At 66.8% G+C, this 23,911-nt stretch carries 15 protein-coding genes; 1 reads left to right on the top strand and 14 read right to left on the bottom strand.

All coding sequences use genetic code 11. The features are described from left to right. Positions 1 to 142: 142 nt before the first annotated feature. The 12 genes from ACVMLK_RS01285 to ssb all read right to left on the bottom strand — a co-directional run bounded on the left by ACVMLK_RS01285 (position 143) and on the right by ssb (position 19,324). On the bottom strand, positions 143 to 1,906 hold the full coding sequence (locus ACVMLK_RS01285; protein ID WP_457485384.1) for a fructose-specific PTS transporter subunit EIIC: 1,764 nt from the start codon (positions 1,904 to 1,906) through the stop codon (positions 143 to 145). A gap of 45 nt (positions 1,907 to 1,951) precedes the next feature. Continuing rightward, positions 1,952 to 2,881, bottom strand: coding sequence for a 1-phosphofructokinase (gene pfkB, locus ACVMLK_RS01280; protein ID WP_198364918.1), 930 nt, complete (start codon positions 2,879 to 2,881; stop codon positions 1,952 to 1,954). Beyond that, positions 2,871 to 5,366, bottom strand: a complete 2,496-nt coding sequence (ptsP, locus tag ACVMLK_RS01275; protein ID WP_457485383.1) for a phosphoenolpyruvate--protein phosphotransferase — start codon at positions 5,364 to 5,366, stop codon at positions 2,871 to 2,873. The genes pfkB and ptsP overlap by 11 nt, the downstream gene beginning before the upstream one ends. A gap of 505 nt (positions 5,367 to 5,871) precedes the next feature. Next, entirely contained in the window at positions 5,872 to 6,927 is a 1,056-nt protein-coding gene (locus tag ACVMLK_RS01270) for a hypothetical protein (protein ID WP_457485382.1), read from the bottom strand. A gap of 47 nt (positions 6,928 to 6,974) precedes the next feature. After that, the gene (locus ACVMLK_RS01265; protein ID WP_457485381.1) at positions 6,975 to 10,358 is read right to left on the bottom strand and encodes a DEAD/DEAH box helicase family protein; all 3,384 of its coding nucleotides are present in this window, start codon (positions 10,356 to 10,358) and stop codon (positions 6,975 to 6,977) included. Positions 10,359 to 10,367: 9 nt separating this feature from the next. Beyond that, on the bottom strand, positions 10,368 to 11,468 hold the full coding sequence (locus ACVMLK_RS01260; protein WP_457485380.1) for a restriction endonuclease subunit S: 1,101 nt from the start codon (positions 11,466 to 11,468) through the stop codon (positions 10,368 to 10,370). Between the two features lie 131 nt (positions 11,469 to 11,599). Continuing rightward, positions 11,600 to 13,138 (bottom strand): type I restriction-modification system subunit M, encoded by a 1,539-nt coding sequence (locus ACVMLK_RS01255; protein ID WP_457485379.1) that lies wholly within the window; start codon positions 13,136 to 13,138, stop codon positions 11,600 to 11,602. Positions 13,139 to 13,259: 121 nt separating this feature from the next. Next, positions 13,260 to 13,679, bottom strand: coding sequence for a hypothetical protein (locus ACVMLK_RS01250; protein WP_457485378.1), 420 nt, complete (start codon positions 13,677 to 13,679; stop codon positions 13,260 to 13,262). A gap of 63 nt (positions 13,680 to 13,742) precedes the next feature. Next, positions 13,743 to 15,779, bottom strand: a complete 2,037-nt coding sequence (locus ACVMLK_RS01245; protein WP_457485377.1) for a hypothetical protein — start codon at positions 15,777 to 15,779, stop codon at positions 13,743 to 13,745. Then, positions 15,776 to 17,314, bottom strand: a complete 1,539-nt coding sequence (locus ACVMLK_RS01240; protein ID WP_457485376.1) for a site-specific integrase — start codon at positions 17,312 to 17,314, stop codon at positions 15,776 to 15,778. Before ACVMLK_RS01240 ends, ACVMLK_RS01245 begins: the two co-directional genes overlap by 4 nt. A 2-nt stretch (positions 17,315 to 17,316) precedes the next feature. After that, the gene (locus ACVMLK_RS01235) at positions 17,317 to 18,762 is read right to left on the bottom strand and encodes a tyrosine-type recombinase/integrase (RefSeq protein WP_457485375.1); all 1,446 of its coding nucleotides are present in this window, start codon (positions 18,760 to 18,762) and stop codon (positions 17,317 to 17,319) included. A gap of 43 nt (positions 18,763 to 18,805) precedes the next feature. Then, positions 18,806 to 19,324, bottom strand: coding sequence for a single-stranded DNA-binding protein (ssb, locus tag ACVMLK_RS01230; protein WP_198364916.1), 519 nt, complete (start codon positions 19,322 to 19,324; stop codon positions 18,806 to 18,808). Between the two features lie 280 nt (positions 19,325 to 19,604). On the opposite strand from ssb, the gene uvrA reads away from it, so the two are divergent. Then, positions 19,605 to 22,520: an excinuclease ABC subunit UvrA gene (gene uvrA, locus ACVMLK_RS01225; protein ID WP_422924144.1), complete on the top strand. Its 2,916-nt coding sequence runs from the start codon at positions 19,605 to 19,607 to the stop codon at positions 22,518 to 22,520. A gap of 38 nt (positions 22,521 to 22,558) precedes the next feature. Here the strand turns inward: uvrA and ACVMLK_RS01220 are convergent, their stop codons facing one another. Continuing rightward, entirely contained in the window at positions 22,559 to 23,446 is an 888-nt protein-coding gene (locus ACVMLK_RS01220; protein ID WP_198364915.1) for an energy transducer TonB, read from the bottom strand. A gap of 12 nt (positions 23,447 to 23,458) precedes the next feature. Then, a complete protein-coding gene (locus ACVMLK_RS01215) occupies positions 23,459 to 23,908 on the bottom strand; it encodes an ExbD/TolR family protein (RefSeq protein ID WP_198364914.1) in 450 nt (149 codons plus the stop codon). Between the last annotated feature and the right edge of the window lie 3 nt (positions 23,909 to 23,911).

Here is a 23,911-nt window from a genome sequence, read left to right as displayed (position 1 = left end):
TGCAGCAGCCGGGGTCTGGCCTCCCGGGCGGACGCGCCGCCGGGAGCCGGGGTCGGGCGGGATCACCCCGCCGCCCCGCCCCACGAAAATCAGCGTCTTTATAGCCGCTTCGCCGGCTTCCGCCAAACCGCCGCTCACGACCTCAGGCGGCGGCCGCGACCGGAGAATGGCGCTTCAGCACCGCCACGGCCAGGGCGGTGACGGCGGTCCCGGCGAGGATCGCGATCAGGTAGCCCAGCGGATTGCCGACCGCCCCCGGAATCCCGACCACGAAGATGCCGCCATGCGGTGCCCGCAGGGTGCAGCCGAAGAGCATGGAGAGCCCGCCGGCGACCGCCGAGCCGGCCACCAGCGCCGGGATGACCCGCACGGGGTCCTTGGCCGCGAAGGGGATGGCGCCCTCGGTGATGAAGGCCAGCCCCAGCACGGCCGAGGCCTTGCCGGCATCCCGCTCCTCCTGGCTGAAGCGCCCGCGGGCGATGAGGGTCGCCACCGCGATGCCGAGCGGCGGCGTCATCCCGGCGGCCATGATCGCGGCCATGGGCGCGAAGGTCTCGGCGCCGAGCAGGCCGACACCGAAGGCATAGGCTGCCTTGTTGACCGGCCCGCCCATGTCGACGGCCATCATCGCGCCCAGCAGCAGGCCCAGCAGGACGGCGTTGGAGGTCCCCATCCCCTGGAGGAACTGCGTGAGCCAGGCCAGGGCGGCGGCGATCGGCGTGCCGAGCACGTAGATCATCAGCAGGCCGGTCGCCAGCGAGGCCAGCAGCGGGATGACCAGGACCGGCTTCAGGCCTTCGAGGCTCTCCGGGAAGGGCAGCCTGTCCCGCAGGAAGCGGGCGATATAGCCGGCCAGGAAGCCCGCGACGATGCCACCCAGGAAGCCCGCGCCCACCGCATTGGCCAGCGCGCCGCCGACGAAGCCCGGCGCCAGGCCCGGCCGGTCCGCGATGGAGAAGGCGATGAAGGCCGCCAGCACCGGCACCATCAGCGCCAGGGCCGATTGCGCGCCGATCTGGAACAGCGCCGCCGGCAGGCTGCCCGGCTCCTTGAAAGCCTCGATGCCAAAGGCGAAGGACAGGGCGATGCAGAGGCCGCCCGCCGTGACCAGCGGGATCATGTAGGATACGCCGGTCATCAGGTGCTTGTAGACGCCGGGGGCCTGGGCCTTGCGCGGCGTCGGCGCCGCCTCGCCCCGCGCGGCACCGCCCATCGGTTCCGCCGCCAGGGCGCGGTTGATCAGCCCCTGCCCGTCCTTCAGCGCGTCGCCCGTCCCCGCGATGACGAGGCGCTTGCCCGCGAAGCGCGCCGTGTCCACGCCCGTATCGGCCGCGATGACCACCGCATCGGCCTCGGCGATCTCGCTGTCCGTCAGGGCGTTCTTCGCGCCGACTGAGCCCTGCGTCTCCACCCGCATCTCGTAGCCCAGGGCCTTGGCCGCCTTCTCGAGCGCGGCGGCGGCCATGAAGGTATGGGCGATACCGGTCGGGCAGGCCGTGATACCGACAAGGCGGCGGGACCCCGCCGGGCCGGCGGCGGCCGCGGCGGGCACCGCCGGCGTCGCTTCCCGCGGGGCCGGCGTCGCGGGGCGGGGAAGGCGCGCCAGCGCCGCGGCGGAGCGGAGGGAGGCCTCCGGATGCCGGATCGCCTCGACGATGGTGGTGGCGATCAGCGGCCGGCCGGCATGCCGGGCCGCATCCGCCGTGGCATCGCCGACCAGCAGCACGGCGGCCGCCTCGGCGCCGCGCGCCGGCGCCTCCGGCAGATCGAGGGTCAGCAGCAGGCCGGCCCGCTCCGCCGCCTCGCGCAGCGCCTCGGCGGCCATGGCGAGGTGGGGCGCACTGGCGGAATGACGAAGGACGGCCAGCAGCCGCAGGGATGTGGCCTGGACGGAATCATGAGGCATGCGTGCTGTCCGGAAAGAAGGAGGCAACGGAGGATCGCGACACGGTCAGAGCACCTCCACCTGCGTGGCCCTGGCGAGCCGCTCGATCTCCGCCGGATCGGCGGAGGCGTCCGGGGGGCGGGAGACGGCGGCGGCGGCACATCCGGTCGCCAGCCGGGCCAGCGCCTCGGCGTCCAGCCCGCGCCGCAGGCCCGCCGTCAGGCCAGCGACCATGGCGTCGCCGGCACCCACCGTGGTGGTCAGCCTCACCTTGGGTGGCCTGGCCCAGAGGCGGAGGTTGGGCAGCACGAAGAGCGCGCCCTCGCCCCCGGCCGAGACGACGACATGGCTCACACCTCTCGCCTGCAGCTCGAGCGCGCCGGTGAGCAGCGCGTCCCGGTCCGGGAGAGGACGCCCCAGGAGCGCCGACAACTCGTCCCGGTTGGGCTTGACCAGACAGGGCCGCTCCGGCAGGGCCGCCTCGAAGGCCGGCCCGCTGCTGTCCAGCACCACCCGGGCACCGCCGGCGACCAGATGGCGCGTCACCCGCGCCAGCGCCTCCGCGGAGAGGCCGGGCGGCAGGCTGCCCGACAGCACGGCCAGGGAGGGAGGCGGCGACAGGCGGGCCAGCAGGGCGTCCAGGTCCCGTTCCGAGACCCGGGGACCGGGCGGGTTGATGTCCGTCACCTCCCCCCGTTCCGTCTCCACCACCTTCACGTTGATCCGGCAGCGGCCCGCCACCGGCTGGAAGGCGGGCGTGACGCCCCGTGGCGACAGGAAGGCCTCGAAGGCAGGGCTGTCCGCCTCCCCCAGCAGCCCCGTGGCGAGGGAGGCCTCGCCCAGCAGCGCCAGCATGACGGAGACATTGACCCCCTTCCCCGCCGGCCGCAGCTCGGCGGCGCCAGCCCTGTTGACGGTGCCCACCTCCAGGCGCGGCAGCGGTATGGTGAGATCCAGCGCCGGATTGAGAGTGATGGTGGCGATGTCAGCCGGCATGACCCAGCTCCTGCAGGCCCGGCAGGGCCCGCACCTCGGCGGCGCTGCCGCAGGCCAGCGCGGCGCGCGCCACCGCCTCGGCCTGATCCATGGTCAGGGCGCGGATCTGCGCCTTCAGGGCGGCGACATTGGGGATCGAGACCGACAGTTCGTCGACGCCGAGGCCGAGCAGGATGGGTGCCGCCATCGGGTCCGCCGCCATGTTGCCGCAGACCCCGACCCAGCGGCCACGGGCGTGGGCCGCCCGGACCGTCATGTCGATCAGCCGCAGCACGGCCGGGTCCAGCGCGTCGGAACGCTTGCCGAGGGTGGGGTGCAGGCGGTCGACCGCCAGGGTGTACTGCGTCAGGTCATTGGTGCCGATGGAGAAGAAATCCGCCTCGCGCGCCAGCTGGTCGGCCATCACCGCGGCCGAAGGCACCTCGACCATGATGCCGATCTCGACCGGGGGAGCGCCAAGCCCGGCACGCTCCGCCTCGATGGCGCGGCGCGCGGCGCGCAGATCCTCGAGCCCATCGACCATGGGCAGCATGATGCGCAGATCGCCATATTGCGCCGCTCGCAGCGCCGCGCGGATCTGGCTGCGGAACAGGTCTGGCTCGGCCAGTGACAGCCGCAGGCCGCGCAGGCCCAGGAAGGGATTGGCCTCGGCCGGGTGGTGCACGAAGCGCAGCGGCTTGTCGCCGCCGGCATCCAGGGTCCGAAGCACGACCGGCAGGCCGCCGAAGCCCTCCGCCAGCCGGCGGTAGATATCGAACTGCTCCTCCTCGTCCGGCGGCTCCGACCGGTCGTCGAAGAGGAATTCGCTGCGGACCAGGCCGCTGCCCTCGGCGCCGGCCGCGACGGCCTCGGCCGCCTCCTCAGGGCGCCGCACATTGGCTGCCACCTCGATCCGGCGGCCATCCCGCGTCACCGCGGGGCGGAAGGCCGCCTGCCGGGCAGCGGCGGCCCGGTCGCGGCCGCGCGCCATGGCGGCCTCGGCCCGGGCCAGCGCCGCCGCGTCGGGATCGGGGTGCAGCCGGCCGCGGTCGCCATCCAGCACCACCGGCGTCCCATCGGCGAGATCCAGCACGCCGGCCCCCGCGGCGACGACCGCCGGAATGCCCAGCGCCCGCGCCAGGATGGCGGTGTGCGCCGTGGGCCCTCCCGCCGCCGTCACCAGCCCGACCACACGGGCGGGGTCCAGATTGGCGGTCTCGGACGGCGTCAGGTCCTCGGCCACCACCACGGCCTTCTCAGGCAGGATCGCCACCACCTCCTGTCCGCCCACCAGATGGCGCAGCACGCGGCGCGAGACATCCTTCAGGTCGACCGCGCGCGCGGCGAGAAGCTCATCCCCGAGGCCGGCCAGCGCCGTGGCCTGCGCCTCCGTCGCGCCCTGCCAGGCGGCGGGGGCCGAGGCGCCCTTGCCGATGGCGGCCCGCGCCTCGGCCAGGATCTCCGGATCCTCGAGGAACTCCTCATGCGCGGCGAAGATGGCCGCGTGCTTGTCGCCGATCCGGCTGCTCATCTCGGTCGCCATCGACTTCAGCTCGGCACGGGAGGCTTCCAGCGCCGCCTCCAGCGCCGCCTCCTCGGCCACGGCATCGCTGGCCGTCGTGGCGAAGCCCGCCGATTCCGAGCGGAAGCGGTACAGCACGCCGATGGCGATGCCAGGGCTGGCGGGCAGGCCGGCGATCGCGCCTGCCTCCAGGGGCTCCGCGGATACCTGAGGCACCCTGTCGATATCCGGCGGCGCGGGCGCGGTGGTCTCGGCATCCCCCAGCTGATCGGCGAAGCCCCGCGTCAGCGCCTTCAGTGCCTCCTCCGCATCCGGCCCCGCCACCGAAAGCGTCAGGGCCGCGCCGGGACCGGCGCCCAGCTGCAGGATCGCGATCATGCTCTTCGCGTCGGCGCTGCGCTCGCCGTGCCGCAGCCGGATGTCCGAGCGGAATCCCTTGGCAAGCTGCGCCAGGACCTTGGCGGGGCGCGCATGCATGCCGGCCGCGGCGGGCGCCTGGACGGCGGCCGTCAGGCCCTGTCCGTCGCCCTCCGGCGCGGCGGCCACCGCCGGCAGCGGCGCCTCGGGGTCGAGGGCGGCCAGGATCTCCGCCGGATCCGTGGTCAGCGCCAGGCGGGAGGCCAGTTCCGGCTCGCCCAGGACGTCCGTCAGCCGGCGCAGCACCGCGATATGCTCATCGCCCTGCGCCGCGATGGCGACGACGAGGCGCGCCACATCCTCGCCGTTCCAGCGCACGCCGCCGGGAACCTGAAGCACCGCGATGCCCGTGCTGGAGATCAGGCCGCGATCGGCCCGCTGCCCATGGGGAATGGCGATACCATTGCCGAGGAAGGTGTCCGCTTCCTCCTCGCGCCGCATCATGCTGTCTGAATAGGCGGGTTTTATGGAACCCGTCTCGACCAGAAGTTGCGCGGCCTGTCGGATGGCGTCCTCCTTGCCGGAAGGATGGGCTGCCAGTCGAATGCGGTCGGCGGAGAGTATCACGAGCCTGCGTTCCTGTCCTTCAGCGGGACACAAAGCGACGGCCCGCCGAAGCGAGCCGTCCCATGCCGAGAGCAGGACATATCATGCCGACCCGGCGGGGCTGCCAAGCGCCCCCGAGCCGAATTCTGCGTGTGCTCAGAACGGTTCTGGGGAACCCGCCCTGTCAATCCTCTAGAAATTCCTCTATTTTCAGCGATATAACGGCCATGCCACGCAAAGAAGCAGGATTTTTGTAAAGATGCTTCGGCCGCTTGGTCAGTTTACGGCCTGATCATACGGGGAAGTTTACAAATTTCGGCTGCTGCACCGGTGCGCTTCACCGTCCCCGCTTACCACAGGAACCCCCCGTTACCCACAAGGGGCCGCTATGCTCGATTCTTGATGATCGGCTTCGCGGCCCCTTGTGGATAACGGGTCCCCCCTATGGAAAGCGGGGACGGTTCGACCTCATAGGCTTCCCATCCGCCGCCATACTTATCTTCCGCCAGCGGGCAAAGGACGGATCTTATATATCTGCCGGCCCGAACTCTTTGGCGAGAAACTGGAGCGTGGCTGCATCTCGCAAGCGACACACGACGTTCTGATTGGCGAATATGCCGGTGAAGGTCTTCGCGTCGCTCAAGGGCACAGCCTTTCGCCAGTCCACAAGGACCGCGTACTCAGCAAGCTCAGGATCGTCGTGATCATGTGCCATGTTGGGCTGGGCGAGTTGATGCTGCAGCAAGGGCTGGCCACTGATTAAGACCTCGCGTGCCATTGCTGCAGGCTCAGTAACGACGCCGAAGCCAACGTAGCCGTGGCCTTTCTGGTAGGCGTAGATCCGGTCTCCGGGAGACAGCCTCTGGAGAGCACCAGACCATACACGCCCGCCGCCCGCCGCCACAAAGCCAAGCCGTCGCATATCTTCCCAGGCGCGGGTTGGTCCGTCGCCCACATTCACATAATAGAGCCCGGTCCACGGCGCCCGAGCCCGACGCTCTGTTCGCTCAACCACCTCCTCCTGATCCATGAGCCAATCAGCGGACAAGAAGCGTTCATTACCGTCGACAAAGACCGTGAAAAACGCGGTGTTGATGCCAACACCATGAATGCGAGCAAGGTATTCGACGATCCGCTGCGACGCAGGATCTAGCGAACTGGCAACAATCACCATCGAGTGGCTTGCGTTAAGCGGCTCGGGTGGTGCTGCACCGAATTTCGCTCGGAACACGTCCACGAATGTCGAACCACGCGGGCGCAAATAAGCATCAGCAATTGTATGCACAGCCAAAGTGTCAAGACTAGAAACCCAGCTCGCATAGTCGAGTACCTGGGCAACAATATCGCGCGGCGTCTGGTCGCGCTTGAGTTCGATGATGTAAATTGATCCTTCATCATTAACGGCGATGAGGTCAATTCTTCCCTGATGAGGAGTGACAACCTGCCGTCCAATGACAAGCAGACCGGGATCCAAAATGGATATATCGGTCTCTAGCCATTGCTCAAGGCGGGCTTCGCTTTCAAGACGGCCGGCCGCCAGCGGCCTCAGCGCGTCACCTGAGATACTCCAGAGCTTTGTCACCGCGCCCTCCCTCACCGATCACCCTACGCAGGGATGAGGCGCGTGGTCTATGCCGCTGCCCGACGCTTCACGTCCTCCAGGATTGAGAAGACCTCATCCACGGCATCCTGGCTGAACAACCCATCGACGCCGAGTGGGCTGATGTCGATGTAGGGCGATTCATAAAGCCTTGACGCCTCCATGACACCGTTCTCCGTCAGGTGCTCCACCAGCATGTCGATGAACTCGATCTGGTTCCCCGTAAGGGATTTGCCCGCCAGGAAGTCCGCGAAGGCTTCCTTGGCCGCTGCACGATCCATCCCCACCATCGCGCGGATGAAAAGGCCGAGCCCTTCAGCATCGGACTTGGCGCGGTCGAGATCATCTGGCGTGCCGATGCCGCTGTCCTGAAGCAGCCGCTCCAGCTCCTCCAAATCGGTGGGCGTCAGCTGCCGGTTTGTCCGGACCTTGTGGACCGCCACGTGATCCAGCTTCTGGCGCAGGAAGTGGCGCGCCTTTGCCCGGAACTTCTCGAAGGCGTCAGGGGGCGTAAAAGCCTGGAAGTCGATGTCCACCCCCTCGCCAATCTCATCCTCGAAATCGGTGTAGATCGGCTTCCGCTTGCGCTTCTCGATCAGGTGCACCAGTCCCCGCAGCCGCTTCCGGGCATCCTCCAGCATGCCTACCGTCACGTCCTGCCACCAGGCGTCGGTCTGGATCTCCTCGATCAGCGCCAGCTGCTCACGGATGGCAGGAATGGTCGCTTGGTCCTCAAGAGCCCCGGCAAGATCCACCACCCGCAGCTTGTGTGCGTTGAAGCCGGGCGCCTGACCCAGCACGCTGAGCTGCAGGTTCAGCATCAGAAGGTCGAACTGCTTCGCTTCGAGACCCTCCGGCTCGCGCTCCGAGGGCAACCCAGCGACCTGCTCGGCTAATTCACGCTGCGCTTGCTCGTCCAGCGCCTCCCACGCCTCCGGCTTGGCATAGGTTTCCACCAGCTTCCGCTTCGGCCGCACCAGGAAGTTGTCCACGCTCATCGCCGCCACCTCACTGCGCAGCAGCCGGGTGACATCGTGGCGCAGCATCGCCTCCGCTTCCAGGTCGCGCCCCGTCCGGCCCTTCACTCGCTGGTCGAGGGCTGCCGCCAGTTTAAGCCTCGTCTTGAACAGCCGGGCCGAGAGGCTGTCGCCTACTGAGCCCTCCACGGCTGGCGCATCTTGACTGAAGAACTCCAGGTTCTGGCAGAAGTCGAAGACGTAGAAGAACTCCTTGTGCTTCCCGGGGCCGAAGAGCTCCGGGCGGAGACGGGTACCGCGGCCGATCATCTGCCAGAACTTCGTTTTCGACCGGACCAGCTTGAAAAACACGAGGTTTACCACCTCCGGCACATCGATGCCGGTATCCAGCATGTCCACGCTGATGGCGATATGCGGCGCCTTAGCAGGGTGGGAGAAGCTGTCGATCAGGCTCTGGGCGTAGTCCACCTGGAAGTCGATGACCCGCGCGAAGCTGCCCTTCCACTTCGGGTAGTTGGCGTCGAACCGCTCCTGGATGAATTCCGCATGGGCATGGTTCTTGGCGAAGATGATGGTCTTGCCCAGCCGGTCGCCGCCTTCGACCTGCAGGCCGCGGCTCATCAGGTGCTGCAGCACCTTGTCCACCGTGTCGGCGTTGAACAGCCACTTGTTCACGGCCTGGGCGTCGACCCGGTCAGGGGCACCCTCCTCCTCGTCCCACTCCAGGGCATCCCAGTCTTCCTTCTCCTCCTCGGAGAGGTCCTCGTAGCGGATACCCTGGCGCTGAAACTTCAACGGCACCGAGACCGCCTTCATCGGCACCAGGTAGCCGTCCTTCACCGCCTCATCGAGCGGGTACGCATCCGTCGGCACGCCCGCTTCGAGATCAAACAGCCGGTAGGTGTTGCGGTCGATCTCGTCCTTCGGGGTGGCGGTCAGCCCGACCAGCAGGCTGTCGAACCAGTCGAAGATCGCGCCGTACTTGCGGTAGATGGACCGATGCGCCTCGTCCACGATGATCAGGTCGAAATGGCCGGCGCCGAAGCGGCGCTGGGCCCCGTCCTGCTCCTCGATCAGCTTCATCATGGTCGGATAGGTCGAGACGAAGACGCGGCCCTCGGTCGCCTTGTCCGTCACCAGGTTCACCGGGGCGGCGGAGGGCAGATGGGCCTTGAAGGCGTTCACCGCTTGGTTCACCAGCGCCACGCGATCGGCCAGGAACAGGACGCGCTTCGCCCAGTTGCAGCGCATCAGCAGGTCCGCCAGTGCAATCACCGTGCGTGTCTTGCCGGCACCGGTGGCCATGACCACCAGGGCCTTGCGCTGGTTATGGTCCTCAAACGCTTCGGCGATGCGGCGGATGGCCCGGGTCTGGTAGTGGCGCTCGACGATCTTCTCATCGGGCGCGGCATCGGCCAGCCGGCGGCGGGTCGTCCGGCGCTGGATCAGCAGCAGCAGTTCCGCCTTCTTGTAGAAACCCTGAATCTGGCGCGGGGGGTAGCGGCTGTCGTCCCAGATCCAGTGCTCGTAGCCGTTGGAGCAAAAGATCACCGGGCGCTGGCCGTGCATCTTCTCCAGGCAGTCGGCGTAAAGCTTCGCCTGCTGTTGGCCCTTCAGAGGGCTGTAGCGGGTCCGCTTGGCCTCGACCAACGCCAAGGGACGACCATCATCGCCCCACAGCACGTAGTCCACGAAGCCCTCACCCGTCTCGTTCGGCATGCCCGTGACGGGGTACTCGGCCACGTCCGGCCCATCCGGGTTCCAGCCGGCCTCGCGCAGCAGCAGGTCGATGAAGTGGTCGCGGGTGGCGGCCTCGTTGTAGTCGTGGGTGTCGGGCTTCTGCGCATTGGCGGCGCGGGCGGCCGCGACCTCCTCCCGCAGGCGTTGCAACTCGGCATCCAGATTGGCACGGTCGGCCAGGACCTCCGCCAGCTTCTCGTCCTTCGCTTGCAGCTCCGTTTCGCGACGGCGGAGCTGTTCGAGGGTGAGCTTCGCGAGCTGCGCCATGGGCCGGGGCAGCTTCGCCGGATCGAAAGCGAGATTATCGGCAGGCTTCGTGCCGCGGGCATAGGAGCGGACCAGCCAGAACGCGAGGTGGAACAGTTCCCCGACCGCGGTCCGTGCCTCTGCCTCGGCGAAAGGCTTTTCGCTGTGCACGGCCTTGTTGCCGACGTCCTTCAGGTAGCGCGCCTTGTAGAAGATGGCCTCGCCGGCCGCTTCGCGGAAGCTCGGCTCATGGATTAGGGCGCTGAGATTGTCCTGGTAGGGCAGCTTCAGCCGGCGGTCATACTTGTAAAGCCACGCCATGGTGAGTTCGAGCGCGCGGCGGGTGTAGAACGCAGCAGCGCGCGGGTCAGAGAGGGCGAGAGCCTCAGCCCGCGCGGCAGCGGTATAGAGATCCGGCCACTCGGGTTGGAGAAAGCCGAATTGCGACATGGGGCTGCCTTACAGCTCGCCGCGGAAGGCGCGGTGTTGGAGGGAGGAGAAGAGGGAGTTGGCCATCGCGATCGCTTGCAGGTTCGCCTCCTTGATCCGGTCAAGGGATGTTAGCCGGGTGGCGAAAGAGACCTGTTCACCAAGAGGGGGACAGATAATTTGAAAGGAAGCTACATCTTTCTGGTTTATGCTGGACTGATTTACTGCGTGCTTTGCTGAGCAACGAATCTGCCGCTTGATGTATTCAGTTTGCAGAATTTCGATGACAAAACGCGGGTTTGCCGTGCCCGGGTCCAGGGAGAAGCGCATCATGTTCGACTCAAAGACCGTGGGTTCGGGCAGATCCGGAATGAGCGCCGACTTTCCGAGATACTCCATACTGTTTACGCGGTTCACGACGATGTCGCCTGGACGAAGAGCATACAGGCTTTGCTCCGCATCACTGATGCGAAGGCGCTTCAGCTTCTGCATCCCAGTCACGACGCCATCATAGAAAGAGTCAATGCGAAGGATCGGCGCTCCGTCGCCGTAGTCGCTTGCTGGCCGGTACAGTCCATTCTGAGGACCATCGGCAATCAAGCTACCAAGCGGCAGGATGGGCCACATCCTTGGATTTTGGTCTGGGTCGCCAAACATCTCCACAAAGATCGCCCGCGCCATCTCGTCGAGTTGCGCCAGTGCCGCCCGCCGCTTCGCCCGCAGCGCGTCGGCCTCATCGAGGATGGCGGCGATGCGTCTCTGCTCCTCGAGAGACGGTAGGTTCAGCGTCAGATCGAGTGTACGGCCAAGGTCGAGATTGGAAATGCTAGTTGTCTTGCGGCCGAAGCTGCGTAGCGTCGCTTGGATTGGATCGCTGGATAGCCAGCGATAAAGGTAGCGTGCATGTGCTCGACGTGGATCTGCACGCAAGACGGTTACGAAGCCACCGAAGGTTCCAGGGCTTTCAAGTGCGGGCACCCAACAGCACTTACCGACGAGGTTCCAGCTATTGGCGCTCGAAATCAGGATGTCGCCTTCGCGTAAAATTTGGTCAGCACGCCGGGCAAATGACCTAGGAATGCCCCAAACATCCGATAAATCGAGCTTGTCCTGAACGTTCTTCGTTCGCATGCATAGAAGGGAGTCGGCTTGGCTTGGCGGTACTACATCCTCGGGCTTGAACGTGATTCCCCGGACAAAGGTGGCGACATCGCCGAGGCGGACAGTCCCGTGCATTGCTGGTGGCGATGCCGCGTCTAACATCACGACAGCCTCCCCTCCAGCCGCACCATCCCCTCCTGGATCTCTGCCTCCAGCCGACGCAAATCAGCCAGGATCTCGCGCGGGCTACGGTGCACCATCTCCTCCCGCACCACCTCCTTGTAGCGGTTGAGCGAGAGGTCATAGCCCGCGCCAGCAATATCCTCCTTCGGCACGCAGAAGCTCTGCGCCGTGCGCGGACGGCTCCGCTCCTCCCCCGCGCGCTGGCGCCAGCGGGCCAGGGCATCGGGCAGGTTGTTCTTCCCGTGCTCGGCCGCCTCCAGCGCCGCCTCGGGCGTCGCGCCTAGCTTCGCCTCGGGCAGCAGCGGCGTGCGCTTGTCGTCGAGGCTCCAGCCATCGGCCTGCATGTCATAGAACCACACCTGGTCGGTGCCGCCGCTGTCGGTGCGAGTGAAGAACAGGATGGCGCAGGAGACGCCGGCATAGGGGCGGAACACGCCGGAGGGCAGCGAGACGACACCATCCAGCTTCTGCTCCTCCACCAGCATGCGGCGTAGTTCCTTGTGCGCCTTGGAGGAGCCGAACAGCACGCCGTCGGGCACGATCACCGCCGCGCGCCCGCCGGGCTTCAGCAGGCGCAGGAACAGCGCCAGGAACAGCAGCTCCGTCTTGCGGGTCTTGACGATGGCGGCCAGGTCCTTCGCTACCGCCTCCGCATCCAGCGCCCCAGCGAAAGGCGGGTTGGCCAGGACGAGGGTGTAGCGGTCCGCATCCTCTGCATGGTCCTGCGCCAGACTGTCGCGATAGCGGATATCCGGGTTCTCCACCCCGTGCAGCATCATGTTCATGCTGCCGATGCGCAGCATGGTGCCGTCGAAGTCGAAGCCGTGGAACATGCCGTGATGGAAGTGCTTCCGCAGCGCGTCGTCGCGCAGCACCTCCGGATGGCGCTCCCGCAGGTATTCGCCCGCTGCCACCAGAAAGCCCGCCGTGCCGCAGGCGGGGTCCACGATGACGTCCTTCGGGTTCGGCGCCGTCATCTCCACCATTAGCTGGATGATGTGCCGCGGCGTGCGGAACTGCCCGTTCTGCCCGGCCGTGGCGATCTTGCCGAGCATGTACTCATAGAGGTCGCCCTTGGTGTCGCGGTCCTCCATCGGCACATGGTCGAGCATGTCCACCACCCGCGCCAGCAGCGCCGCGGTCGGGATGGTGAAGCGGGCGTCCTTCATGTGGTGGGAATAGGTGGAGCCGTCCCCGCCGAGGGTACGGAGGAAGGGAAAGACATGCTCTCCCACCACGGCAAACATTTCAGCCGGCGCCATGTTCTTGAAGCGGGACCAACGGAGGTCCTCGTACGGCCGGTCCTTGGGGTCGGTACCCTCGGGGAAGATGCGCCGCTCGAGCGGACGCCTCAGCCGGGCGGCTTTACGCTCCTCGAGTGTGTGCAGTTCGTCCAGCCGACGGATGAAGAGCAGGTAGGTGATCTGTTCGATCACCTCCAGCGGATTGGAGATTCCGCCCGTCCAGAAGCTGTTCCAGATCTGATCGACCTGGTTCCTGATCTCACCTGTGAGCATGCACCAAAAACTCTTTTCAAATTCAGCTGGTTAGCAGGCCCAGTCGGGTTTGCCCAACAAGCTGTATGGAATAATAGCTGGGTTGGAGCTGGGTCGAAAAGCGCAAGAAGGGTAAAAAATTCTACCTCTGGGCACCCTTCCGGCGGCTCCACAGGGCACCCGCCTTCTGGTCGACGGCAGGCAGCGGGCTATTGAGCTGATCTTCCGTGAGGCCGGCATTCCGGGCGTTGTAGAGCCAGAGGATGAACTTAGCCCGGTAGCGTTCCACCGTTTGCTCCAACGCCCTGACCCGGAGCTCCGCAGCCTCGGCCCGCCGCAAAGCCACCGCCAGCTCGGGCGGCAGTTCCTCGCTTGTTGCCTTCCCTTTCCGGAGACTGTCGCGGATGACCCGGATTCTCTGTTTGCGCGCCTGATACGCGTCCTTGACCGCCTCATGACCATCAAGCGCCTGCCGGGTGTAGGAGCGCCCAAGGACGAGAGCCGCACGCTCGACCAGCCGCTCCCAGGTCAGTGGTCCCTCCCATGTCTCCAGCAGGGTCACGATGGCCCGAACGTCCTGGTCTGAAATCCTGGGCTTCGGCTTCTTATTCCCGACCACTTGCGCCTACCCTGCCGCCCGCAGGTCACGCCGGCTGCGGTGCCGCATCGCCTGTTCGATTTCGCTGTCCTGGCGGTCCGGGGGCAGGCTCGCGACCTTGCCGTCGGGAACGCCGGGATCGTCGTGGATGGCCAGCATCAGCTGCAGGCGCCTCAGCTTGCGCTCATGGTCCTGCACCCAGAGGTCAGCCCCGTAATCGCCCTCCGACATGGACAGCTTGGCGGCGGCGAGCTGCATCTCGGCAAGGCCGAGCAGACGGGTGATCTCAGCGCGGTGCCGCTGGTCGCCCTTGACGAAGACATTCTCCTCGCAGGTGATGCAGTCGCCGTGGTTCTGGCAGGGCTGCAGGGCATAGTCGTGGATGCAGGCGCCCACCTCGGTGGCGTGGGACGCCCCCATCTGCTCCCGAAGAAACTCTTCCCGGGAAATCAGGAGCGGGTCAGGAAGGTTATCGGCCGCCTCGAACAGGGGGCCCACGCCGCCGGCCTTCAGCGCCAGCTGGAGGAGATCCTCCCGGAACTCAGCGGGGGTCTGGTGGTCGTAGTACTTGTTCTGGCCGGGATCCCGGCCGCTCCAAAGGGCAAGGTCTTCCTGGCTGAGGCCCTTCTTGTGCCCCAGATTGTTGTTCCAGTGCCGGAAGGCATGGGTCGTAATTCTGATCGGAGAACCGTCTTCTTCCGTGAAGCCGTACTGCTGGAACACCGGCTTATGGGCGGGCGTCCCGGAGAGCCACCGGTTGAACTGGTCAATGTCGACCGCTTCGAACATCACCTGCGACCCCTCTCCGATCGTACTGGCCCGAAGCGCCCCCTGGCGGACGAGGATCAATGCCTCGGAGTACGGATGGGTTCTGAGGCCGTTCTGGTGAGGAAAATCCCGTGGGAGCTGTGCCAGGACAACCCGCTCCACATCCGAAAACCGGTACTCATGCCGGCCTCCTGCGCCAGCGCGGGGCTCCAACCGGACCTGCTTCGCCCACTGCACCCCGTTGGTCTGCCCAGCCAGCCCGGCCACCTGGTCGGAGGTCAGCCACTCAGCTTGGCGAAGGTGGGCAAGATCTGGCGGCAGATAGATCCGGCTGGGGTTCTGGACGTACCAAGCGGCGATGGCACGCGCCTCGGCGCAGTTCGCACGCAGGCGCTCGATGGCCTCCTGGACCTGATCGGCCGCGATATCGAGGACCCATTTGACCTGCGGCGGGTTGTTCTTCCCAGGATAGGCGCGAAGGCCGTAAGACGGTACCTCCCGCCCCTTCTCCCGACGCGTCTCCCTTGCCTCACAGTCGATTCGCAACTGGAGGACCTCGGAGGCGCGCCAGGGCGCACAGATGCAGATCAGGCAGACGGCGGAAAGGAGCCGATCCCGTAGATTTCGGGGCTGGCAGTAGATATGGGCGAGCACCTCGAAGGCCCGCCTGCTGGGCAGCTTCTGGGCACGACGCTCCGCGAATGCTGTCCCGATGCGCTCCCCTGGCTCCGCGGGCTTCGGAATGCCATGGCGCCACTGGAAGCTCGAGGCGAGCAGGCTGCGCTGCAGGCAGAACTGGTAGACACCCTCGATGGCCGAGGCACGCTGATACTTCACGAAGTCTGTGACGCCCTCGGTGCCGATCCGCACAGCGGTGGTGAGCACATCTGGGGAGAGCAAATCGATGCTGGGCCTCATGCGAAGGGCGCGGAAGGCCGCCTCGATATAACCCAGCGCATGAAGCCGCATCTGGAGCCGCGGGAACTCCGCTTTGGTCGCTGAGTGGGTATAGCGGATGTAAGCCCGGGCAAAGTCGCTGAAGGCGGAATCGAAGGGTGATCCGGCCGCCCTGGCGGCACGGCCGGTCAAGGTCCCATGCTGGAAGAAGTACAATCGGCTCGCTGCACGGGGCTTGCCCTTACGGACAAACGCAGCCGAGACGTCCCAGGCATCGGCTAGCCACTCGGTCGTCGCGATGAGGTTGGTAAGCTGATCCCGGGCAAGGGCGATGAACTCAGCAGCGCGCTGCTCGGCAGAAAGGGCAGCCTTGGTACGAAGTGCAATGACCGGCGTCATCGGGATCCTTCCTGAGCCGCTTCAAGCGCCGAGCACCGCTGTCGGCAGAGCTGGACGACCCGCGTCACCGCCGCGATGGTCCGGTCGTTGATGGTGTAGATCTTGGAACTCAGCCCCCTGTCGATCTGCTCCTGGCGCCGGGCGCGCAGACCGGTCAGGACCTCCTCGTGAGGACCATCGTCCCAGGGCCGGAATGACCGGCAGGTGTAGCAGCCGACCGGCTTGGCGAGGTCACAAAAGCCGTGCTGGCCGCAGTGCCCGAGAGGCTGCTCCCCGCCCTCCCCCAGGGTACGGTCATGGAGGCGCTTGGTCTTCGGCGCAGTTCGCGCCTCGAGATCCTCGCGTGAGATCAGGATGCCGGCGAATGCCTGCATGATAGGCGCGAAGTCCTCGGCCAAATGGTTGAGCCTCGGCACCATCTCCGGTCTGGCGTCCAGGTACTTGCCAACCTGCTGGGTGTCTGTATGGCCAAGCGCCTCGGCGATCTCGTATCTTGAGGCGCCATCGTCAGCCATGTTCTGCGCCAGGGTATGGCGAAACCGCTTGGAGTTTGCGCGGATCTGTGTTCGCTGCTCGATGATGGTCCGGATCCGACTGGCGATCGTCCGCGCGGACTGATGGTAGGCAAATCCTGGTGGATTCTCACCGCGATCAGAGCTGATGAACATGGGCCAGTCGTCCGCCGCCACCGCCGGATCCTTTCTGAGGCCCGCATTCTCCGCGATCAGGCGCTCCAGAAGACGTCCGAGCCGGCGGTCACACGGCCTGGCGCGGAAGCTGCCGCGGGTCAGCTCTCCCCGCTGCTTGGCCTGAGGGATCCTGAGGATATACCGCATCTCGCCATCCTGTGCGGGCGCAGCGATCAGATCCTTCTCCTTCAATGCGGCCAGCTGCCGGCTGCGTACGCCGAAGGCCAGCAGGACATGGCCTGCCGCATAGTCGGGGAGGTCCACCTCGCCCTCCGCATAGGCATCGTTCAAGGCGGCATTGAGTGTCTCAACCTCGGCTGCGGTAAAAGCACCTCGGTTTGGATCCCGTGTCTGAACGTCCCCTCCTTTGGGATTGCCTGGGAGTACTGCCTCACCGAGCCAGTCTAGAGCACTGCCTGAACAGAAGCCGTATCCAAGCCGGGCGGCTTTCTCCAGCAGTATGCGGACGACGCCAAGTTTCCAGAGGGTGTCTTTTGTAAGCTGCTTCTGCCAGATTAGGAGATGCGAAAATTCAATCAGCTCGACGGATTGAGGCTTAGCCCCTGCTAGAACTGCCCGATAGAATTCCAGGAGGCGACCGAAGAGGTTCCGGCTATGTGAGACGGACCTCGTCTCCAGGAAATGGCCGAAGGTATGCTGCAAACGCAGGACCACACTTGGCTGTAGGGCCGCAAGAGCGGCGAACTCCAGCGGGACGCTCCCATATGAGATATCGCGGAGCACCCAGGTGGCTGCGGTCGTATCGACGACTTGTCCGTCGGGAAGGAATAGCTTCGGGGCAAGCGGCGGGAAGTGTTCGGCGCTCCCGGCGACCATCCCTGACATAGCTATTCCTCCCCCTTTGCCATTTGGCTGGGTGGTAAGCGCCTTTCGCCTGTGCGCTCTTCCAGGATCTCCCTTCGCTCCTGCATCTCGAGGGAAAGCCGGTTCGCCTTCTCCCTGTTCCAGCGCCTGGTGTACTTCGCCGCCGTCGCGGGATTGCTCCACCCCTGGGCGTAAGCCCGAGCACGCTCCTCGTTCGTTGCGTCCACCTTGTCCCGCTGGGCTGATGCCCGGTCCGACATCTCGGAGAACCGATCGTTCCAGTCATGCCGCAGCACATGCGCTGAGAGGGTTTCTGGCATGCCGGAGACCCTCTCTCGCAACGCCTTGAACATCTTGGTCACGCTCCACAGGGTGAGTGGGGATCCATCGGCAGAGCTAACGAAGAGGAAGGGGTGTCGCCGCGCGCCGGGGAAGGCTCGCCGCTCGGCAAGGTACCCCAGGTACAGCCCGCGCAGGGTGGGGCCGATGGCCAGCTCGCGCCCGAGGGTCTTGACCTGCGGCTTAGGCGTCCGTGTGTCCTCCGGATCCTGCGGACGACGCGTGATTGTCAGAAGCCCACCATCTGGCGTGAGCTTGACATCCCCGACACGCAGGCAGAGCACCTCGCCCCGCCGCATCCCCAGGTCGAACAGTAGGCGGACGATCAGTTCGTTCCGCTGCTGGACCTGAGCCTCCCACGGGTTTCCAGGTGCCCCAGGTTTAATTGCGGCCAGGAGAAGATCACGTTTTTGTGCTTCTAAGCCCTCTCGCGGCTCGCCCTCGCTGCGTCGGGGATTGATGGCGCGACAGCGTTCCTGAAGGATGCCGAGGATGGCTTTCCGGCTCTCATCGTAAACTCTTCGCGCTTCGCTGCCGGCCTCCATCCGAAGAGCGTGGCTAAAGCTGAGGTGGCTCAGGAAGGCGTGGATCGCCGCCAAGCGGTTGCCAACTTCGGCTCGGAAGCCTGACTTTGCGGGGGTGCTCGGCCGTCGCCTCTGGAAGCGCGCTACGCTCCTTGCCCCTTCCCTGTCTTCAAGGACTACCGGAATGGCTTCCGAGAGGCTCTGGCGGCAGAAGTGGTCCAGGTTGTTCAGTTGCTCCAGGGTCAGGAAGCCGGGCGACCGGATAAGCTCCTCAGGCGTGCAGCCCCGCGTGTCGGCCCAGAGATAAAGCAACATGAGGTGGCGTAACTGCTTCTCCAGGGTCGCCGCGGCCTTGTTCAGGGGCCGTTCGGCGGATGCGATCCAGTATGTCGGCGCCTCGATCGGCAGTCCTGTCGACCGGGAGACCAGCAGCGGCAGCCGCTCTCCAGAGGCAAAGTGGGCCCATTCAATTGAATAAGGATTCGTCCGCTCGACCGAGCGCGGGGCAGTGCAGAAAATGGACACTTTTGCATGGTCCCCTGAACTTCTGCCACAAAGTTCGCCCTTCGGTCCCAATTTGTCAAACAAAAAGGGCCATGTTTCCATGGCCCTATCTCATTTTCTCCTTACAAAAGGCGTATGGTACTCTCTAGAACGGAATATCGTCGTCCAGATCGCTGCCGCCGCCCTTGGGCGTGTCCCACCCGCCCCGCTGCGGGCGGGGCGACGCCGCACCGCCGGAACGCTCGCCGCCCGACCGGCCGCCGAAGCCGCCCGACCGCTCCCCGCCCTCGGACGGGGCACCGCCCTCGCCGCCACCGCGACCGTCCAGCAGGGTCAGCTCACCGCCGAAGTTGCGCAGCACGACCTCGGTCGAATAGCGGTCCTGGCCGCCCTGGTCCTGCCACTTCCGGGTTTCGAGCTTGCCCTCGATATAGACCTTGCTGCCTTTGCGCAGATACTTCTCGGCGACCTCGCCGATGCGCTCGTTGAAGATCGCCACCGAGTGCCATTCGGTGCGCTCCTGGCGGTTCCCCTCGCGGTCCTTATATGTGTCCGTGGTGGCGAGGCGCAGATTCACCACGCGCCCGCCGTTCTGGAAGTTCCGCACCTCCGGATCCCTACCGAGATTGCCGATCAGGATCACCTTGTTGACGCTGCCGGCCATGCTGCCCGGTCCTTCATACGCTGCGGCCCCGCCGGCCGGCCGGACCTCCATCCTGGAGGCCAGGCCATGGCCCGGAAGCCCGGTTTCACGACTCTGCGCGCCGCCCTGGGGTGCGCCCCAGGGCAACCCACCCCGGGGCAACCTAACGGGCGAGCCTGTCCGCCGCCACCCGCCGCATCACACTTGTCTGCGGTGACGGAATGCCTCTTTCCGCCGCACCATGATGCTGGCACAACCCGAACGTGAACACAATGCGAACGCTTGTGCGCAGGAGCCTGAGTTGAAAAAGCTGTCGAACCTGCCCGCCGCTCGGCGGAACCCCGCCCAGGCCGCCGGGCAGCACGACGAGATCCGGATCCGGGGCGCACGCCAGCACAATCTGAAGGATGTCGATCTCGATATCCCCAAGCACACGCTGACGGTCATCACCGGCCTCTCCGGCTCCGGCAAATCCTCCCTCGCCTTCGATACCATCTACGCGGAGGGGCAGAGGCGCTATGTCGAGAGCCTCTCGGCCTATGCCCGCCAGTTCCTGCAACTGATGCAGAAGCCCGACGTGGATTCGATCGAGGGCCTCTCCCCCGCCATCTCGATCGAGCAAAAGACCACCAGCCACAATCCGCGCTCGACCGTCGGCACGGTCACCGAGATCCATGACTACATGCGCCTGCTCTGGGCCAGGGCGGGCATTCCCTACTCCCCGGCCACCGGCCTGCCCATCGAGGCACAGACGGTCAGCCAGATGGTGGACCGCGTCCTCGCCATGCCGGAGGGAACCCGCCTCCTGCTGCTGGCTCCCGTGGTGCGCGGCAAGAAGGGAGAGTTCCGGAAGGAGCTGGCCGAGTATCAGCGGCGCGGTTTCGAGCGGGTGAAGATCAACGGCACCCTGATGCGGATCGAGGACGCGCCCTCGCTCGACAAGCGCCGGAAGCATGACATCGAGGTCGTGGTGGACCGCGTGGTCGTCGGCAATGACGGCCTGGCGCAGCGTCTGGCGGATTCCTTCGAGACGGCACTGGGCCTGGCCGATGGCGTTGCCTATGCGGAGAATGCCGATGGCGGCGAGCGCACGGTGTTCAGCAGCCGCTACGCCTGCCCCGTCTCCGGCTTCACCCTGGAGGAGATCGAGCCGCGCCTCTTCTCCTTCAACTCGCCGCAGGGCGCCTGCCCGGTCTGTGACGGCCTCGGCACCGAGAGCTTCTTCGACCCCGCCCTCGTCGTGCCCGATGACACGCGCAGCCTGGCCGATGGCGCGGTGGCCGCCTGGGCCGGCAACAGCGCGCCCTACTACGACCAGACCCTGGACAGCCTGGCGCGGCACCTGAAGGTCAGGATGTCGGTTCCCTGGGGGGAGCTTCCGGAGCAGGCGCGGAACGCCATCCTGCAGGGCACCGGCAACGAGGCGGTGACGCTGCGCTACAAGGACGGGCTGCGCGCCTACGAGGTGAAGAAGCCCTTCGAGGGCGTCCTGCCCAACCTCGCCCGCCGCCTGCGCGAGACGGACAATCCCTGGGTCCGGGAGGATCTGTCCCGCTATCAGGCCGAGCAGCCCTGCCATGCCTGCCAGGGTGCCCGGCTGAAGCCCGAGGCGCTGTCGGTCAAGGTGGCCGGGCTGCATATCGCCCAGGCCAGCGAGTTGTCGATCCGCAAGGCCCTGCCCTGGTTCGAGGGGGTGGAGGCGACGCTGACACCGCAGCGGGCCGAGATCGCCCGCCGCATTCTCAAGGAGATCATCGAGCGCTTGCGCTTCCTGCTGGATGTCGGGCTGGACTACCTCTCCCTCGCCCGCGCCTCCGCCACCCTCTCCGGCGGCGAGAGCCAGCGCATCCGCCTCGCCAGCCAGATCGGCTCGGGCCTGACCGGCGTGCTCTATGTGCTGGACGAGCCTTCCATCGGCCTGCACCAGCGCGACAACGAGCGGCTGCTCGGCACGCTTCGCCGGCTGCGCGACCTCGGCAACACCGTGCTCGTGGTCGAGCATGACGAGGATGCCATCCGCACCGCCGACCACCTCATCGACATCGGCCCCGCCGCCGGCGCCGGCGGCGGCCGCGTCATCGCCCAGGGCACGCCGGAGGAGGTGGCCGCCAACCGCGACAGCATCACCGGCGACTACCTCTCGGGCCGCCGCACCATTGCCGTGCCGGAGAAGCGCCGCGCGCCGGACGAGAAGCGGATGCTTCGTGTCGTCGGCGCCACCGGCAACAACCTGCGCGGCCTGACCGCCGGCCTGCCGCTCGGCACCTTCACCTGCGTGACGGGTGTCTCCGGCGGCGGCAAGTCCACCTTCGTCATCGAGACGCTCTACAAGGCGGTCGCCCGCCGGCTGATGGGCGCGGGCACCGTACCGGCGCCGCACGAGCGGATCGAGGGGCTGGAGCATCTCGACAAGATCATCGACATCGACCAGTCGCCGATCGGCCGCACCCCGCGCTCCAACCCGGCCACCTATACGGGCCTCTTCGCGCCGATCCGCGACTGGTTCGCGGAACTGCCCGACAGCCGGGCGCGCGGCTACAAGCCGGGCCGCTTCAGCTTCAACGTCAAGGGCGGCCGCTGCGAGGCCTGCCAGGGCGATGGCGTGCTGAAGATCGAGATGCACTTCCTTCCGGATGTCTACGTCACCTGCGACACCTGCAAAGGCAAGCGCTACAACCGCGAGACGTTGGAGGTGAAGTTCCGCGGCAAGTCCATCGCGGACGTGCTGGAGATGACGGTGGACGAGGCGCTGGAGTTCTTCTCGGCCGTGCCCGCCATCCGCGAGAAGCTGCGCGTGCTGCGCGAGGTCGGCCTGGGCTATATCCATCTCGGCCAGCAGGCGACGACCCTCTCCGGCGGCGAGGCGCAGCGCATCAAGCTGTCCAAGGAACTCTCCCGCCGCGCCACCGGCCGCACCCTCTACATCCTCGACGAGCCCACCACGGGCCTCCATTTCGAGGATGTCCGCAAGCTGCTGGAGGTGCTCCATCAGTTGGTGGACCAGGGCAACACGGTGGTGGTGATCGAACACAATCTGGAGGTCATCAAGACCGCGGACTGGATTCTCGACCTGGGTCCGGAAGGCGGCGATGGCGGCGGCCAGATCGTTGCCGAGGGCACGCCGGAGGAGGTGGCGGCCATTGCCGCCAGCCATACCGGCCGCTTCCTCGCGCCGCTGTTGCCGGCCCGGCCCTCCAGGCGGCGCAAGCGGGCCTGACGGTAAAGGGCGGTCCCACCGGAACCGCCCTTTACCGATCAGCGCAGGCTGAAGACGATCGGTACCGTCATCGGCTGCGGCGCCGTGCCCATCTCCGGCGGGAAGGGCGGCAGCCGCACCCGCTGGATCAGCTCTGCGACCTCCTGGTCCAGATCCGCGTCGCCGCTGCTGCCGGTGATGCGCCAGGCGATCACGCTGCCATCCGGCGCCATGGTGAAGGTCAGCATCACCCGCCCCTCGATCCGCCGCAGGCGCGCCCGGTTCGGATAGCGCTTGGCGCGGTTGAGGGCGCCGACGATCCTGTCCGTATAACTCGCCGGCGGTCCGGCGGCCCGGCGCGCCGTGCTGGCCGGCGCGCCGCCCGATTGCGGAGCGGCCGTCACCGGCGCCGGCGGGGCCTCGGTGCGCTGCGGTGCCGTCGGCTGCGGCGCGACCGGCCTCTCGCGCGGCGGAGTCGGCCGGGGGACCGGCCGCGGCGGCGGCGGTGCGGGCTGGGGCGGCGGCGGGGGTTGCGGGGGTGGCGGCGGCGGAACCTCGGTCTCCAGGATCGGCGCGGTCTCCGGCTCCGGCGGCTGCACGACGTCCGGCGGCGTGGCCTCCACCACCTCCGGCTCCGCCACCGGCTCCGGCGGCGGCGGCTCGGCCACCGCCATCTCGGGCGCGACCACGCTCTCGACCGGGGGCGGCTCGACCGCCTGGGCCGTGGCCTCGGCGGCCACCATCTCGGTCGGCTCCGTGACCTCGGCCGGCGTGTCCGTGGCACTTTCCGGTATGGCCGGGGCCGCGATCATCTCCAGCGGCACGACCGCCGGAGGCGGTTCATGCTTCGGCAGGCCGAACATCAGGAAGGCCACGGCGCCGCCGTGCAGAAGGGCCGAGGCGCCCCAACCCAGCGCCCGGGGCCCGCTCAACGTCATCGTCGTCATGGCACTCTTCCGTCAGCGCGCCTGGACGACGCCGGCCCCGGCCTCCGCCTCGGCGATCAGCGAGACGCGGGTGATGCCCGACTGGGTGATGCGGCCCATCACATGGAGGACCTCGCCATAGGGCACGGAACGATCCCCCCGGACATAGACGGGCGCCTCCGGATCCTCCTCATGCAAGCCGCGCAGCCGCGTGACCAGCTCCGCCAGCGGCACCTCCTCCTGGCGTATGAAGGTCTTGCCATCGGCCGCCACCGTCAGCACCACCGGCGGCCGCTGCGCCGCGGCGCGGGGCGCGGCGGTCTTCGGCAGCTCCACAGGGACGCCGACGACCATCATCGGGGCCGCGACCATGAAGACGATGAGCAGCACGAGCATGACATCGACAAGCGGCGTCACGTTCATGTCCGCCATGGGCAGGCTGTCCCCGTCCTCGGAGCTCTGGCTGGGTCCGGCGAAGGCCATGCG

The organism is Teichococcus aerofrigidensis, from assembly GCF_054073225.1.
Note: the sequence above shows the minus strand (reverse complement) of the source record. Positions and strands in the feature narration are given on the sequence as shown.

What these genes read in the sequence shown, in the direction of transcription:
- ACVMLK_RS01245 (WP_457485377.1), bottom strand. Translation starts at nt 15,779, where the DNA reads ATGACGCCGGTCATTGCACTTCGTACCAAGGCTGCCCTTTCTGCCGAG.
- ssb (WP_198364916.1), bottom strand. Translation starts at nt 19,324, where the DNA reads ATGGCCGGCAGCGTCAACAAGGTGATCCTGATCGGCAATCTCGGTAGG.
- ACVMLK_RS01255 (WP_457485379.1), bottom strand. Translation starts at nt 13,138, where the DNA reads ATGCTCACAGGTGAGATCAGGAACCAGGTCGATCAGATCTGGAACAGC.
- pfkB (WP_198364918.1), bottom strand. Translation starts at nt 2,881, where the DNA reads ATGCCGGCTGACATCGCCACCATCACTCTCAATCCGGCGCTGGATCTC.
- ACVMLK_RS01260 (WP_457485380.1), bottom strand. Translation starts at nt 11,468, where the DNA reads ATGCGAACGAAGAACGTTCAGGACAAGCTCGATTTATCGGATGTTTGG.
- ACVMLK_RS01285 (WP_457485384.1), bottom strand. Translation starts at nt 1,906, where the DNA reads ATGCCTCATGATTCCGTCCAGGCCACATCCCTGCGGCTGCTGGCCGTC.
- ACVMLK_RS01265 (WP_457485381.1), bottom strand. Translation starts at nt 10,358, where the DNA reads ATGTCGCAATTCGGCTTTCTCCAACCCGAGTGGCCGGATCTCTATACC.
- ACVMLK_RS01215 (WP_198364914.1), bottom strand. Translation starts at nt 23,908, where the DNA reads ATGGCCTTCGCCGGACCCAGCCAGAGCTCCGAGGACGGGGACAGCCTG.
- ACVMLK_RS01235 (WP_457485375.1), bottom strand. Translation starts at nt 18,762, where the DNA reads ATGGAAACATGGCCCTTTTTGTTTGACAAATTGGGACCGAAGGGCGAA.
- ACVMLK_RS01220 (WP_198364915.1), bottom strand. Translation starts at nt 23,446, where the DNA reads ATGACGACGATGACGTTGAGCGGGCCCCGGGCGCTGGGTTGGGGCGCC.
- ACVMLK_RS01240 (WP_457485376.1), bottom strand. Translation starts at nt 17,314, where the DNA reads ATGTCAGGGATGGTCGCCGGGAGCGCCGAACACTTCCCGCCGCTTGCC.